The organism is Edwardsiella tarda ATCC 15947 = NBRC 105688, assembly GCF_003113495.2.
Lineage (GTDB): Bacteria > Pseudomonadota > Gammaproteobacteria > Enterobacterales > Enterobacteriaceae > Edwardsiella > Edwardsiella tarda.
Genome location: NZ_CP084506.1, coordinates 911813 through 926985, shown reverse-complemented (window position 1 = coordinate 926985; position 15173 = coordinate 911813). Strand labels below are relative to the sequence as shown.

The 15173-nt window shown below is 61.0% G+C and carries 14 protein-coding genes; 10 read left to right on the top strand and 4 right to left on the bottom strand.

Going from position 1 to position 15173, the window contains the following annotated elements:
- A complete protein-coding gene (locus DCL27_RS04280; RefSeq protein ID WP_035597540.1) occupies positions 1-954 on the bottom strand; it encodes a YbgA family protein in 954 nt (317 codons plus the stop codon).
- 94 nt (positions 955-1048) lie between these two features.
- On the bottom strand, positions 1049-1252 hold the full coding sequence (locus DCL27_RS04275) for a YbfA family protein (RefSeq protein ID WP_005295342.1): 204 nt from the start codon (positions 1250-1252) through the stop codon (positions 1049-1051).
- A gap of 548 nt (positions 1253-1800) precedes the next feature.
- Between DCL27_RS04275 and DCL27_RS04270 the strand changes: the two genes are divergently transcribed.
- From DCL27_RS04270 to kdpE, 6 genes are read left to right on the top strand one after another with little or no spacing between them, the layout of a single operon-like run.
- Positions 1801-1890, top strand: a complete 90-nt coding sequence (locus tag DCL27_RS04270) for a potassium-transporting ATPase subunit F (protein ID WP_035594725.1) — start codon at positions 1801-1803, stop codon at positions 1888-1890.
- Complete coding sequence (kdpA, locus tag DCL27_RS04265; RefSeq protein ID WP_035597537.1) at positions 1890-3587, top strand: potassium-transporting ATPase subunit KdpA; 1698 nt, start codon at positions 1890-1892, stop codon at positions 3585-3587. Before DCL27_RS04270 ends, kdpA begins: the two co-directional genes overlap by 1 nt.
- Before the next feature lie 25 nt (positions 3588-3612).
- Positions 3613-5679, top strand: coding sequence for a potassium-transporting ATPase subunit KdpB (kdpB, locus tag DCL27_RS04260; protein ID WP_035597534.1), 2067 nt, complete (start codon positions 3613-3615; stop codon positions 5677-5679).
- 11 nt (positions 5680-5690) lie between these two features.
- Positions 5691-6296 (top strand): potassium-transporting ATPase subunit KdpC, encoded by a 606-nt coding sequence (gene kdpC, locus DCL27_RS04255; protein WP_035597531.1) that lies wholly within the window; start codon positions 5691-5693, stop codon positions 6294-6296.
- 26 nt (positions 6297-6322) lie between these two features.
- The gene (kdpD, locus tag DCL27_RS04250) at positions 6323-9031 is read left to right on the top strand and encodes a two-component system sensor histidine kinase KdpD (RefSeq protein WP_035597528.1); all 2709 of its coding nucleotides are present in this window, start codon (positions 6323-6325) and stop codon (positions 9029-9031) included.
- Positions 9028-9717 (top strand): two-component system response regulator KdpE, encoded by a 690-nt coding sequence (gene kdpE, locus DCL27_RS04245; protein ID WP_005288998.1) that lies wholly within the window; start codon positions 9028-9030, stop codon positions 9715-9717. The genes kdpD and kdpE overlap by 4 nt, the downstream gene beginning before the upstream one ends.
- A 99-nt stretch (positions 9718-9816) precedes the next feature.
- Here kdpE and pgm read toward each other — a convergent pair whose 3' ends face one another.
- Both pgm and seqA read right to left on the bottom strand, forming a co-directional pair.
- A complete protein-coding gene (gene pgm, locus DCL27_RS04240) occupies positions 9817-11457 on the bottom strand; it encodes a phosphoglucomutase (alpha-D-glucose-1,6-bisphosphate-dependent) (RefSeq protein ID WP_035597525.1) in 1641 nt (546 codons plus the stop codon).
- Between the two features lie 29 nt (positions 11458-11486).
- Positions 11487-12017 (bottom strand): replication initiation negative regulator SeqA, encoded by a 531-nt coding sequence (gene seqA, locus DCL27_RS04235; protein ID WP_035597522.1) that lies wholly within the window; start codon positions 12015-12017, stop codon positions 11487-11489.
- Positions 12018-12209: 192 nt separating this feature from the next.
- Here seqA and DCL27_RS04230 point away from each other — a divergent pair, with 192 nt between their 5' ends.
- The 4 genes from DCL27_RS04230 (at position 12210) to fur (ending at position 14944) form a co-directional block, all read left to right on the top strand.
- Positions 12210-12998, top strand: coding sequence for an alpha/beta fold hydrolase (locus DCL27_RS04230; protein WP_035597552.1), 789 nt, complete (start codon positions 12210-12212; stop codon positions 12996-12998).
- A gap of 200 nt (positions 12999-13198) precedes the next feature.
- The gene (gene ybfE, locus DCL27_RS04225) at positions 13199-13477 is read left to right on the top strand and encodes a LexA regulated protein (RefSeq protein WP_005295322.1); all 279 of its coding nucleotides are present in this window, start codon (positions 13199-13201) and stop codon (positions 13475-13477) included.
- Positions 13478-13671: 194 nt separating this feature from the next.
- Positions 13672-14199 carry a flavodoxin FldA gene (gene fldA / locus DCL27_RS04220; RefSeq protein WP_005289017.1) on the top strand — a complete coding sequence of 176 codons (528 nt, stop codon included), beginning with the start codon at positions 13672-13674 and terminating at the stop codon, positions 14197-14199.
- A 280-nt stretch (positions 14200-14479) separates the two neighbouring features.
- Positions 14480-14944 (top strand): ferric iron uptake transcriptional regulator, encoded by a 465-nt coding sequence (gene fur / locus DCL27_RS04215; RefSeq protein WP_005289020.1) that lies wholly within the window; start codon positions 14480-14482, stop codon positions 14942-14944.
- Positions 14945-15173: the final 229 nt, after the last annotated feature.

Here is a 15173-nt window from a genome sequence, read left to right as displayed (position 1 = left end):
CTAATGGCCATAGCGCAGACGCAACGCGTCTGGATAGGGCGAAAAATAACGCTGCGAGGCCAGGTACTCATCGGGATATTCACGCAGATAATGTTTCAGCAGCGTCAGAGGGGCCAGCAATGGCTGTGTCCCCTGACGATACTGCAAGATCAACTCGCTCAGCTCGGCGCGCTGAGCGGCACTCAGACGCAGGCTGAAGTAGCCCTGCACGTGTTGCAGCACATTGGTATGGTTACGCCGCGTCGCAGGCTGGCGCATCAGCGCCATCAAGCGCGCGCGATACTCCACGGCGAACTGCGCCAATGAATCATATTGAGCGATAGCCGCCACCAGACGCCCTAATGCGCGATAATCGGGTTGTGAGTGGGCCAACAGCAACAGTTTATAACGGCTATGAAAGGCCACCAGTGCGCCACGGCTCAATCCCTGGTGCCACAGCTGATTGAACTCGTGCAAGGCATACACCCGTGCGATAAAGTTCTCGCGCAACAGCGCATCGCTCAGGCGCCCATCCTCCTCAACCGGCAACCAGGGCATCGCCGCCATCAGGGCGGCGGCAAACAGCCCTACCCCGCTCTTCCGCGCCTCCTGCGCCGTGTAGACCTTGACCCGCTCCATACCGCAACTGGGCGAGCGCGCACAGAGGATAAAGCCACACAATGCCTGCAGGTGCGGCAATTGATGCGCGGAAAAGGCCTGCATCGCCGCCGTATAATCCAAGCTAGGGTCACGACTATCGACCAGGGCGATGTCCGATGACGCCTCGCGCCGCAACAAACGTAAGGCGGGGCGCGGCGATGGCAAGCCGATGCCCATCTCGGGACAGAGGGGTAAGAAGCGAAAAAATGGCGCCAGCGTCTCACAGGCCAAGGCCAGACGCTTATGTCCACCATCGAAGCGCACCGTCTGACCGAGCAGACAGGCACTGATACCGACCGGGATCGTAGATGACATGGTAAGCCTCCCTTCACAGCGACAAACGATTTCCGGGATCCTTACGCAAGTGTAGACCGCCGCGCCACATCTGCGAGTCTCGCCGGCGTTGCCGTCAGAAGAAGTCGGGCTTCACTTTTTCTGATTCGCTCAGCCACACCGGTTTATCACTGGTCTTGCACCACACCCGATGCAGGTAGCTGTAGAAACGGGCGCGATCCTTACGCAGCAGCATCACCGGCAGCGCGAGTGTACCAATGACGATAACGCCGCTACGGCGTAACAGAATGCGTGGCCAAGAATAGGGGGGATACAGCATCGTGACCTCCTTGCAAATTCGCCTAAAGCCTAGCGGCGAGGCGGGAACAGCGTGGCCAGAAGCGCTGGCCTGAGTGGAAACAACATAGCCCCTCGCTGCACAGAAAGCAAGCACTCCTCCGACCACCTATACCCTGGATGGCGATACCGCATCACAGGCGTCCAGGTCGACACACGCCGAGAGGTCAACGCGTCGCCATCGTGCGTGATCGCGCCACGCTTTCCACTTAATCACGCCATAGCCTCGCGCGCTGACTGACCTTATCTGCGCCGTAGCCCCGCGTGCGCCTAACTCCTGATAGGCCGTTGACGGTGGATGATGCATGGGCCGCTTGCCCCCGCACCTGCGACGTCGCCACACCGTCACGACACACGACGCACAACGACCTAACCTGCGCCGCCCTTAGCCGATTTAATCGGCGATATCTGTATGAATAATATTCATTTTTATATCTTTTTTACAGCCAGCCCCGCCTTTTTTACCCTTTTTATGCCTCGCTCTCCCTATGCTGAAGGCGTCATTAAGCCAGACATAATGAGGAGAACACAATGACCGTGGGACTGATTGCCTGCACCGTTTTGGTGCTGCTACTGCTGGTATACCTGGTGTATGCACTGTGGCATGCGGAGGACTTCTGATGTTACTCAATGCACTGATGCTCATCGGGCTACTCTTGCTGGCGCTGCTGGTCCTGGCCCCCCCGCTCGGTAGCCTATTGAGCCGCCTGATCGACGGAGAGCCTTATCGCGCCATGGTGCGCACAGAGAATACCCTATGGCGCTTATGCGGTATCACGCCACGCGACATGGATTGGCGCCGCTATCTGTTGGCGATCCTCGCCTTTAATCTCCTGGGTATCGCGCTACTGTTCATCCTATTGTTGGCCCAGGGTAGTCTGCCGCTCAACCCGCAGGGCTTTCCCGGCCTACGCTGGGATTTGGCCCTCAACACCGCCGTCAGCTTCGTCACCAACACCAACTGGCAAGCCTACAGCGGCGAGAGCAGCCTGAGCTACCTCAGCCAGATGGCCGGACTCGGCGTACAAAACTTCCTCTCGGCGGCCAGCGGCATCGCCATCCTGTTCGCCCTGACTCGCGCCTTCAGCCGTCACGCCGATGCGGCATTGGGTAACGCCTGGGTCGATCTATGGCGCATCACCCTGTATGTCCTGTTGCCCCTGTCGCTCTTACTGGCGCTGTTCTTCGCCGGCCAGGGGGTGGTACAAAACTTCGCCGCCTATGTCGATGTCAGCCCATTGGAGGGAGGGAAACAGCTGTTACCGCTGGGGCCGGTCGCCTCCCAAGAGGCGATCAAGCTGCTGGGCACCAACGGCGGCGGTTTCTTCGGTGCCAACTCCGCCCATCCCTTCGAAAACCCCAGCGCGCTGAGCAATCTGGTTCAGATGGTGGCGATTTTCCTGCTACCCAGCGCACTCTGCTTCGCCTTCGGCCGCAGCGTCGGCGATAGTCGCCAGGGCCACGCCTTGCTATGGGCCATGGCGTTGATCTTCATCGTCGCCGCCAGCGCCGTGATGTATGCCGAACTGCAAGGTAACCCACATCTGATGACGCTGGGCGCCGACAGCAACGGCAATATGGAGGGGAAAGAGAGCCGCTTCGGTATCCTCGCCTCCGCCCTGTATGCCGTCGTAACTACCGCCGCCTCCTGTGGCGCGGTCAATGCGATGCATGACTCGTTTACTGCCCTCGGCGGCATGGTACCGATGTGGCTGATGCAGATCGGCGAGGTGGTCTTCGGCGGCGTGGGCAGCGGACTCTACGGTATGTTGCTGTTCGTCCTGCTCACCGTCTTCATCGCCGGATTGATGATTGGCCGCACCCCCGAGTACCTGGGGAAAAAGATCACGGTCTTCGAGATGAAGATGACCGCGCTGGCCATCCTGATCCCCCCGGCCCTGGTCCTGGTCGGCAGCGCCATCGCCCTGCTGTGTGACGCCGGACGCAGCGCCATCCTCAACCCGGGTGCCCACGGCTTCAGCGAGGTGCTATACGCCTTCTCTTCCGCCGCCAATAACAACGGCAGCGCCTTCGGTGGGCTGAGCGTCAACACGCCGTTCTACAACCTACTGCTGGCGCTCGTCATGCTGCTCGGCCGCTTCGGGGTGATCATCCCCGTCATGGCGATCGCCGGTGCCTTGGCGCTGAAAAAACGCCAACCGGCCGGTAACGGCACCCTGGCGACCCATGGCGCGCTGTTCGTCGGCCTACTGATCGGCACCATCTTGCTGGTCGGCGCCCTAACCTTCATTCCGGCACTGGCGCTCGGGCCAGTCGCCGAGCAGCTACAAACCACGCTGCTACACACCCAGCCGTAAGTGTAAGGACATAGAGAGAATTATCATGAGTCATCAACAGCGAGCCTTGTTCGACCCCGCTCTGCTCAAGACCGCGTTACGGGACGCCCTGCGCAAACTGGACCCACGCGTACAATGGCGTAACCCGGTGATGTTCGTCGTCTACCTGGGCAGCCTGCTAACCAGCTTTATCTGGTTGATGATCCTCAGTGGTCATACCGACGGCAGCGCCGCCTTCACCGGCAGCCTGGCTGTCTGGTTATGGTTTACCGTACTCTTCGCCAACCTGGCCGAGGCCTTGGCCGAGGGGCGCAGCAAGGCGCAGGCCGAGAGCTTAAAAGGCGTGAAGAAGAGCGGTTGGGCCAAGAAACTGCAACAGGCGCAGTATGGCGCACCATGGCAGAAGGTGGCCGCCGAGAGCCTGCGTAAAGGTGACGTGGTGCTGGTCGAGGCGGGTGATACCCTACCCTGCGACGGCGAAGTCCTGGAGGGCGGCGCCTCGGTCGACGAAAGCGCCATCACCGGCGAGTCCGCACCGGTCATCCGCGAGTCGGGCGGCGACTTCTCCTCCGTCACCGGCGGGACGCGGGTCCTCTCCGACTGGCTGGTGGTGCAGTGTAGCGTCAACCCCGGCGAAACCTTTCTCGATCGCATGATCGCCATGGTGGAGGGCGCCAAGCGACGCAAGACCCCCAACGAGATCGCCCTGACCATCCTGCTGATCGCCCTGACGCTGGTATTCCTGCTGGCTTGCGCCACCCTGTATCCCTTCTCACTCTTCGGGGCCCAGGTCAGCCAGATGGGGAGTCCGGTCACCGTCACGGTGCTGGTGGCGCTGCTGGTCTGCCTGATCCCCACCACCATCGGCGGTCTGCTCTCGGCTATCGGTGTCGCCGGCATGAGCCGCATGCTGGGTGCCAACGTCATCGCCACCAGCGGACGAGCCGTCGAGGCCGCTGGCGATGTCGACGTGCTGCTGCTGGATAAGACCGGTACCATCACCCTCGGTAACCGCCAGGCCTCCGAGTTCCTGCCGGTCAATGGGGTCAGTGAGCAACAATTAGCCAGCGCCGCCCAACTGGCTTCACTGGCGGATGAGACCCCGGAAGGGCGTAGCATCGTCGTACTGGCCAAGCAGCGCTTTAACCTGCGGGAACGCGATCTGCACAGCCTGAATGCCACCTTCGTCCCCTTCTCCGCCCAGACACGCATGAGCGGGGTCAACATCCAGGGGCGCATGATCCGTAAAGGCTCCGTCGATGCGATTCGCCGTTATGTTGAATCGGCCGACGGTCACTTCCCGCGCGCCGTAGATGAGACCGTCGAGCGCGTCGCTCGCAGCGGGGCGACCCCCTTAGTGGTGGCCGAAGATGCCTGCATCCTGGGGGTGGTGGCGCTCAAAGATATCGTCAAGGGGGGGATCAAGGAGCGCTTCGCCGAGCTGCGCCGCATGGGGATCAAGACGGTGATGATCACCGGCGATAACCGGCTGACCGCCGCCGCCATCGCCGCCGAAGCCGGGGTAGACGACTTCCTGGCCGAGGCGACACCGGAAGCCAAACTGGCGCTGATCCGCCAATATCAGGCCGAAGGCCGCTTGGTGGCGATGACCGGTGACGGTACCAACGACGCCCCGGCGCTGGCCCAGGCCGACGTGGCCGTGGCGATGAACTCCGGCACCCAGGCCGCCAAGGAGGCGGGCAACATGGTCGATCTGGACTCCAACCCGACCAAACTGATCGAGGTGGTACATATCGGCAAGCAGATGCTGATGACGCGTGGCTCGTTGACCACCTTTAGCATCGCCAACGACGTGGCGAAATACTTCGCCATCATCCCGGCCGCCTTCGCCGCCACCTATCCGCAACTGAATCGACTAAACGTGATGCACCTCAGTTCGCCCTCCTCGGCCATCATGTCGGCGGTGATCTTCAACGCCCTGATCATCGTCTTCCTGATCCCCCTCGCGTTACGCGGCGTGAGTTACCGCCCGCTGAGCGCCGGGGCGCTGTTGCGCCGTAACCTGTGGATCTATGGCGTGGGCGGACTGGTGGTGCCCTTTATCGGCATCAAGCTGATCGATCTGTTATTAACCCTATGCGGCCTGGCTTAAAGGAGCCCACCATGACACAGCCCTTACTACGCCCCACCCTGGTCATGATGCTGGTGCTTACCCTGATCACCGGTATTCTCTATCCCCTGTTAACCACGGCGCTGGCACAGTTGATGTTCCCCTGGCAGGCCAACGGCTCGCTGCTGCAACGCGACGGGCGCCCGGTCGGATCGGCGCTGATCGGTCAATCCTTCCAGCGTGATGACTATTTTTGGCCGCGCCCCTCGGCGACCGCCGACCACCCCTACAACGCCCTGGCCTCCGGCGGCAGCAACCTGGCGGTCAGCAACCCGCTGTTGACCCGCACCCTGGCCGAGCGCGCCGCGCAGCTGCGTCAGCGCGATCCGCTGGAGCCCTACAGCGAGGCGTTACCGGTCGATCTGCTCACCAGCTCTGCCAGCGGCCTCGACCCCGATATTTCGCCGCAGGCGGCCTACTATCAGGCGGCGCGCGTCGCCGCGGCGCGTAGTCTCGCGCTGAGCCGCGTCGAGGCACTGATCGCCGAGCTGCAGCGCGACAGCTGGCCGGCCTTCATCGGTCGGCCGACGGTCAACGTCTTGGCGCTCAATCTGGCGCTGGATCGGCTATCATCGGAGGCAACACCCCGCTTACGCTAACCGTTTTCGCTCGCTAAGGATGTTTCATGGTTGATGATGAACAGCGCCCCGATCCCGACGCCCTGCTGGCACAGGTCGGCGAGCCGGCGCGCGGCAAACTCAAGATCTTCTTCGGTGCCTGCGCCGGTGTCGGGAAAACCTATGCCATGCTCCAGGAGGCGCAGCGTCTGCGCACCCAGGGACTGGATGTGCTGATCGGCGTCGTCGAGACCCATGGGCGCAGCGAGACGGCCGCCCTGCTCGACGGGCTGGAACGCTTGCCGGCCAAGCGCATTCATCATCGTGGCCGTCAGTTGCGTGAGTTTGACCTCGACCGGGCGTTGAGCCGTGCGCCAGCACTGATCCTGATGGATGAGCTGGCGCACACCAACGCCCCCGGTTCACGCCATCCCAAGCGCTGGCAGGATGTCGAGGAGCTGTTAGTAGCGGGCATCGATGTGCTGACCACCGTCAACGTACAGCACCTGGAGAGCCTGAACGACGTGGTCGGTAACGTCACCGGAGTTCAGGTGCGAGAGACGGTACCCGATCGGCTATTCGATGCCGCCAGTGAGGTGGTACTGGTCGATCTGCCACCGGACGATCTGCGCCAGCGCCTCAAGGAGGGCAAGGTCTACATCCCCGGCCAGGCCGAGCGCGCTATCGAGAACTTTTTCCGCAAGGGGAACCTGATCGCCCTGCGCGAACTAGCGCTGCGTCGCACCGCCGACCGGGTCGACGAGCAAATGCGGGAGTTCCGCAGCGGCCCGGGAGGCAGCCGAGTCTGGCATACTCGCGATGCCCTGCTGCTGTGCATCGGTCACTGCGCCGACAACGACAAGCTGGTGCGCACCGCCGCACGTCTGGCCACGCGCCTCGGTTGCGTCTGGCATGCGGTCTATGTTGAAACGCCACGACTTCATCGCTTGCCGGAAAGCGAGCGACGCGCCATCCTGCGTAGCATGCGCCTGGCACAGGAGTTGGGGGCAGAGACCGCCACCCTCTCCGATCCGGCCCCAGAGCGCGCGATTCTACGCTATGCCCGCGAGCATAACCTCGGGAAGATCGTCATCGGCCGCCGCCAACGCGAGACACGACGACTCTCTTGGCCTACGGCCCGCTTCGCCGATCGACTGGCACGCCTCGGCCCCGATCTCGATCTACTGATCGTCGCGGTGGAGGAGCGCCCCGTGGGCCCCCGCGAGAACGATCCCCGTCCCTTCGGGGAGCGCTGGCGCGTACAGATCCGTGGCTTTATGGTCGCCGCGGCGCTGTGCGCCCTGATCTCGCTACTCGGTAAGCTGCTACTCCCCACCTTCGATCAGGTTAACTTGGTGATGATCTACCTGCTCGGCGTGGCGCTGGTGGCGCTCTTCTTCGGCCGCTGGCCCTCGGTGTTCGCCGCCTGTATCAGCGTCGCCAGCTTCGATCTGTTCTTCATTCAACCGCAATGGTCGTTCGCCGTCAGCGACGTCCAGTATCTGGTCACCTTCGGGGTGATGTTGATCGTCGGCATCCTGATCGGCAACCTCACCGCAGGCATGCGCTATCAGGCGCGCGTGGCGCGTTACCGCGAGCAACGCGCCCACCATCTGTATGAGATGTCCAAGGCGCTGGGCAATGCCCTCAACCAAGAAGCGGTAATCCGCAGTAGCTGTGCCTCGCTCAACCACAGCTTCGGCGCCCGTACTACCCTGCTGTTACCCGATGCGGAAGGCCAGTTGCATTGCCATCAGGGGGATGAGGCCGGGGTCGCCAACGTCGATCTGGCCATCGCCCAGTGGTGCCGCGATCGCGGCCAACCCGCCGGTGCCGGTACCGATACCCTACCCGGCGTCCCCTATCAGCTGTTACCGCTCTCCAGCACCCAGACCACCTACGGGGTGCTGGCTATCGAGCCCGCGAATCTGCGTCAGCTGATGGTGCCGGAGCAACAACGCCTATTGCAGACTTACAGCGTCCTGATCGCCAACGCGCTGGAGCGTTTACATTTGGCGCATAGCGCGGCGGCGGCGCGCCTGGAGGCCGAACGCGAGCAACTGCGTAACTCACTACTGGCCGCGCTCTCACACGATCTCCGCACCCCGCTGACGGTACTCTTCGGTCAGGCGGAGATCCTCACCCTGGATCTGGCCAGCGAAAACTCCGTTCATGCCCCGCAGGCTGGTGAGATCCGCCAACAGATCCTCAATACCTCGCGCCTGGTCAACAACCTGTTGGATATGGCGCGTCTTCAATCCGGCGGCTTCCGCCTACGCCAGGAGTGGCAATCCCTGGAGGAGATCGTCGGCAGCGCCCTACACACCCTGGAACCGATGCTGGCCGCCCATCCGCTACACCTTCACCTGCCGCCAGATCTACCGCTGGTCTACTGTGACGGGGCGCTGCTCGAACGGGTGTTGCAGAATCTGCTGGAGAACGCCGGGAAATACGCGGGGGGCACCGCAGCCATCACCATCAGCGCGTGCGTCACGGCGGAGGGGCTGGAAGTCGAGGTCAGTGATGATGGCAATGGCATCGCCAACGCGCAACGCCAGCAGATCTTCAACAAGTTCACCCGTGGCGATAAGGAATCCGCCATCCCCGGCGTCGGTTTGGGGTTAGCGATTTGTCGTGCCATTATTGAGGTACACGGTGGTAAAATCTGGCTGGAATGCCCGCCAGACGGCGGTGCCCATTTTCACTTTACGCTACCGTTGCAAGCCGCACCGGAGATTGAACCGGAAACCGATGTGGAGATGACAGATCAATCGTGACCACGACCCCGATAACCATCCTGATCGTCGAAGACGAACAAGCCATCCGCCGCTTCGTGCGCGCCGCCCTGGAAAACGAGGGGTGGCGAGTTAACGAGGCCGACGGCCTACAACGCGGTTTGATCGAGGCGGGCACTCGCCAACCCGATCTGATCATCCTCGATCTCGGCCTACCGGATGGCGATGGGATCGAGTTTATTCGTGATCTGCGCCGCTGGAGCGCCATTCCGTTGATCGTGTTGTCGGCTCGCAGCGACGAGGCCGACAAGATCGCGGCGCTGGACGCCGGGGCGGAGGACTTTCTCAGTAAGCCATTCGGCATCGGCGAATTACTGGCACGTGTACGCGTCGCCCTACGGCGCCATACGCGCCAGCAGCAGGAGAGTCCATTGGTTTGCTTCGGCGAGGTGCAAGTCGATCTGCTACAACGCAGCGTGACACGCGCCGGCGAGTCGCTACACCTGACCCCGATCGAGTTCCGTCTGCTGGCCGAGCTGATCGCCAACAGCGGCAAGGTGTTAACGCAACGCCAGTTACTCAACAGCGTCTGGGGACCCAACTACGTCGAGCATAGCCACTATCTGCGCATCTATATGGGGCATCTACGCCAGAAGCTAGAGCTGGAGCCGGCGCGCCCGCGCCATCTCCTCACCGAAACCGGCGTCGGTTACCGTTTTATGCCCTGAAGCCAAGGAGGCCCCGCGCCTCAACCGGGCCGTTGCGCGCGATAAAACAACGCCGCGCAAGGCGCGGCGTTGGTCAGGCTATCAGACGAGCAGCGGCGATTAGGCGTTAGCCAATACGGCGCTAACAATATCGACCGCCTCTTTCTCAATACGTTGGCGATGCTCTGCCCCCAAGAAGCTTTCACAGTAAATCTTGTAAGCTTCCTCGGTACCGGAAGGACGCGCAGCGAACCACCCGTTGTCGGTCATGATCTTCAGCCCCCCGATCGGCGCATCGTTACCCGGCGCACGGGTCAAGCGTGCGGTGATCGGGTCGCCGGCCAACCGATCGGCCTGCACCATCTCGGGAGAGAGGCGAGACAAGGCGGCCTTCTGGGCATGCGTCGCCGGCGCTTGCAGGCGGTTATAACTCGGTGAGCCGAAACGCTCAGCCAGCGCAGCGTAGTGTTGCTGTGGATTCTTACCGGTCTGTGCGGTGATCTCCGCCGCCAGCAGACACAGGATGATGCCATCCTTATCAGTGGACCACGGCGTACCGTTGAAGCGCAAGAAGGAGGCACCGGCGCTCTCTTCTCCGCCAAAGCCCAGACTGCCATCAAATAAGCCATCGACGAACCACTTGAAGCCGACCGGAACCTCGACCAGACGGCGATCGAGCGCCTTGACCACTCGATCGATCATCGCGCTGGAGACCAGGGTCTTACCGACGGCAACCTCGGCCCCCCACTGCGGGCGATGACGGAACAGGTAGTCGATGGCAACGGCCAGATAGTGGTTCGGGTTCATCAATCCGGCAGGCGTCACGATGCCGTGGCGGTCGTAGTCCGGATCGTTGGCAAAGGCCAGATCGAAACGGTCACGCAACGCCAACAGACCCGCCATGGCGCTCTCGGAGGAGCAATCCATACGGATCACGCCATCGTGGTCCAGGTGCATGAAACGGAAGGTCTGATCGATATGGTCGTTGACCAGGGTCAGATCCAGACCGTAATGCTCGCCGATACGCTGCCAATACTCGATGCCGGAGCCACCGAGCGGATCGACACCCAGCTTCAGCCCGGCACGCTGGATGGCCGGCATGTCGACGATATCACGCAAATCTTCGACATAAGGCTGTACCAGATCGCGCGCATGGATCTGCCCACTGCGCCAGGCGGCCGCCAGGGTCAGGCGCTTCACGCCCGCCAGATCCGCGGCCAACAGCTGATTCGCGCGCTGCTCGATCACCTGAGTCAGGTTGGTGTCAGCCGGACCGCCGTTGGTTGGGTTGTATTTGATGCCGCCATCTTCCGGAGGATTATGAGAAGGGGTGATGACAATCCCGTCGGCCAGCGCGCCGCCGTGGCGATTATGCGTCAGAATGGCATGCGACACCGCGGGCGTCGGCGTGAAGCCATTGTTCTCCTGCACCACCACCTCGACGCCATTCGCGCTCAATACCTCCAGCACGCTGATAAAGGCCGGCTCGGAAAGGGCATGGGTATCCTTACCAACGAAGCAGGGGCCGGTGACGCCATTGGCCTTACGCACCTCGGCGATGGCCTGGGCGATGGCCAGGATATGTGCCTCATTGAAGCTCTGGCGCTGAGCGCTCCCCCGGTGGCCGGAGGTACCAAACTTCACGGCATGAGCCGGATTATCCACCTGCGGACGCAGGCTGTAATACTGTGCAACCAGCTGAGCCACATTGATCAAATCGCTCTGCCGGGCAGGCTGCCCGGCGCGCGGGTGATTTGCCATCTGCGCTTCTCCCTAACGCTTGTTATTCATTAGATTGTGCCGCAAACTTTCTCGATCAGCTCCCCAGGGAACTGCATCGCTTGCATGATATGTTCAATCATGGCGCGCTTACGACCCGAGTTGGTATTGGTGATCACCCAATAAGGGGTGTCGGGGACTTGCTTGGGTTTCGTGTGGTTGCCACTCTGCAACAGCGTGTTCCTATCGCCGGCAAAGTAGACGCGGGTGCGCCCATGCAGGGCATCCGTTGCCGCCGCAAACCCTTCGGCGTCAATATGGTAGAGCGTGGTCAACACCAGCATGAAGCGGCCGACCGCTCTGTTCTGTTCTGCGTATTCGTCCGACAACAGCAATTCGCGCACGCTACGCACGCGATCCTGCGGTTGCGGCGCGCGAATAGCCAGGGGGGCTACCGGGAGCGGGGCGGCGACGTTGGCCGTCTTATTCTCCATGCCGACCTTCAACAGCCGGCGCAGAATGTCGGAAGCACTCTCGCCAATACGCTGGGTGTGGCTGGCAATATAGCGGTAAAGCTCCTCATCGACTTCAATCGTTTTCATCGTTATCCAGTACTTTTGCTACTCAGTCAGCCTGGATTATAAGGTCAAACGCCGTGAGCGGATAGCGTTTAGCGCCACGCCGAGGCGATTAAGACGCATTTTGTGGTGTCATGCGCGGCTATCCCGCGACGGACAATCGGCCTACGCCTGTGGTAACCTAATGGTAACATTCCACCTACAATTCGTTGAATGATGATCCTACACCTGAACCACCAGCTGCATCCTGCACAACAGACGCGACGTTATCCTCCGTTGCTACTGATCCACGGACTCTTTGGCTCCTTGGACAATTTAGGGCTACTCGCGCGCGAACTGAAACGCGACCGCGACGTGTTGCAGGTCGACTTACGTAATCATGGTCTCTCCGGCCACACCCCACAGATGAGTTACGATCTGATGGCCGAGGATCTTGCCGCGCTGATCGCCCATTACGATCTGGCACCGATGGACATCATCGGCCACTCGATGGGCGGCAAGGCGGCGATGCGTCTGGCGTTACGCCATCCGCAGCAGGTGCGCCGCCTGGCGGTGCTGGACATGGCCCCGGTCGCCTACCCGACTCGCCGCCACGATGCGGTCTTCGCCGCCCTCTATGCGGTAGAGGAGGCCGCCGTCGAGACACGCCCGCAGGCCGCCGCAATCCTGCGCCGCTATCTCCAGTCGGAGGGCGTGGTGCAGTTCCTGCTGAAATCCTTCCATCGCGGCCAATGGCGCTTTAACCTGACGGCACTAGACCAGCACTACCCCGCCATCCTCGGCTGGGATGAGCAACCGCCCCATCCGGGCGATACACTGTTTATCAAGGGTGCCGACTCCCCCTACCTGCTCGATGACTACCGTCCGGCGATCCTGCGCCAATTTCCCCATGCCCGCGCCCATGTCATCTATGGTACCGGTCATTGGTTGCACGCCGAACAGCCGGAAAAGGTACTCCATGTGCTGCATCGCTTCCTCGATACCCCTGACGAGGCGTCGCGATAACCACCGGTAGCGGCGCGAAACACACGCCATCCACGCCAGGCCGAGAAAGGATTGTCGCTGCTGCGCTCCCTAGGGTATGATGGCGCGCTAAAATCGACGGCAGGTCAATGCACGCTGCCGATGGGGAAAATCCCGAATATATGTTAATCGGAGCGCGGATTTCCCGCGCTCTCTTCTCCTTGCAGTACCGCTACCTGAATATGGCCAAAGAACAAACGGACCGCACGACGCTCGATCTGTTCGCGGATGAACGTCGTCCAGGTCGTCCTAAAACCAACCCGCTCTCCCGGGAAGAGCAGTTGCGGATCAATAAGCGTAACCAGCTGCGCCGCGATCGGGTCAAGGGGCTACGCCGCGTCGAGTTGAAGATGAACGAGGAGGCGGTAGCCATCCTCAATCGCCTGGCGCACGAGCGTAATATCAGCCGCAGCGAGCTGATCGAGCAGATGCTGCTCAGTCAGCTACCGACGCACGACTGAGCGGCGAAGCACGCCTCATCCAGACACCGGCGGCGCAACGCACAATGACGATAAAGGCGTGATGCCAAAGGTGTTATAGTATCGACTGGTAGGTAGGCTGGTAGCGACGCTCGCCCACGGCCACACCCGGTGGGTTCCCGTGGCGGCGGCACACAGCCTGATTCAATTTCTGAGATAAAAGGTAAATTCGCGATATGGCAATCGTAGGTATTTTCTTTGGCAGCGACACCGGCAACACGGAAAACATTGCTAAGATGATCCAGAAGCAACTGGGTAAAGACGTTGCGGAAGTTCATGACATTGCCAAAAGCAGCAAAGAAGATCTCGCCGCGTTCGACATTCTGCTGCTCGGTATCCCGACCTGGTACTACGGCGAGGCACAGTGTGATTGGGATGACTTCTTCCCCACCCTGGAAGAGATCGACTTCTCTGGCAAGCTGGTCGCCCTGTTTGGTTGCGGTGATCAGGAGGACTATGCCGAGTACTTCTGTGACGCGATGGGCACCATCCGCGATCTGGTCGAAGCGCGTGGCGCGACCCTGGTTGGGCACTGGCCGACCGCTGGTTACCACTTCGAGGCGTCCAAGGCGCTGGTGGATAACGAGACCTTCGTTGGCCTGGCCATCGATGAAGATCGCCAACCGGAACTGACCGCCGAGCGCGTCGACGCCTGGGTAAAACAGATCAGCGCCGAGATGCATCTGGCCGAGATCCTGGGTTAATCCCTCACGGGTACCTGCCGGTCGCCAGCTTGGCGTCTGATAGCCGGCAGGTATCCCAGCCATCAATAAAAACGATACCCTGACTAATCATCGCGTCTTTTCTCCCTATCCTCCTGATTATACTGATACTCTCCTGTTTATTCCGTCCCTATCCCCCGCGCGGGGCGGCGGCGGCGCGGTTCCCATTTCCGCCTATCGGCCTTATAATCAAACTCACTATTATTTCTGTTCGGCAGCGGCCTCTAGGTTCTGCCGGGCTCTGTGACAGGACAGAATCCGAATGACTGACAACAATATTGCGCTAAAGAAAGCTGGCCTGAAAGTCACGCTTCCCCGTCTCAAGATTCTGGAAGTACTGCAAGATCCCGTGTGTCATCATGTCAGTGCCGAAGAGTTATATAAGAAGCTGATCGATATGGGTGAGGAGATCGGTCTGGCCACGGTCTACCGTGTACTAAACCAGTTCGACGATGCAGGCATCGTCACCCGCCACAACTTCGAGGGCGGTAAGTCAGTCTTCGAACTGACCCAACAGCATCACCATGATCATCTGATCTGCCTGGATTGTGGCAAGGTGATCGAGTTTAGTGATGAGTCCATCGAGAAACGCCAGCAGGAGATCGCCAAGAAGCACGGCATCCAGCTGACCAACCACAGCCTCTATCTGTATGGTCACTGCGCTTCCGGGGCCGATGGCGAGGGCGACTGCCGTAACGACGAGTCGCTACATGACGAGAAGGCATAACGGCGTCTACGGCGTTCCATATACGGCCCTATGAGGCCGTTTTTTTTCGCCATCGGATAGGATGGCGCCCATCGGGACGGGTTAAAGGCCCTCACAAAAAGGCGCGGCCTGTTCTGAACGCGTTAAATCCAAAGACAATAAGGCAGAGCCAATACCTGTCGCGGCCCCCCACCCTAGGCGGAGGCTTATGTCGGGATAAAAAAAATGCCCTCATGATGAGGGCAATCAC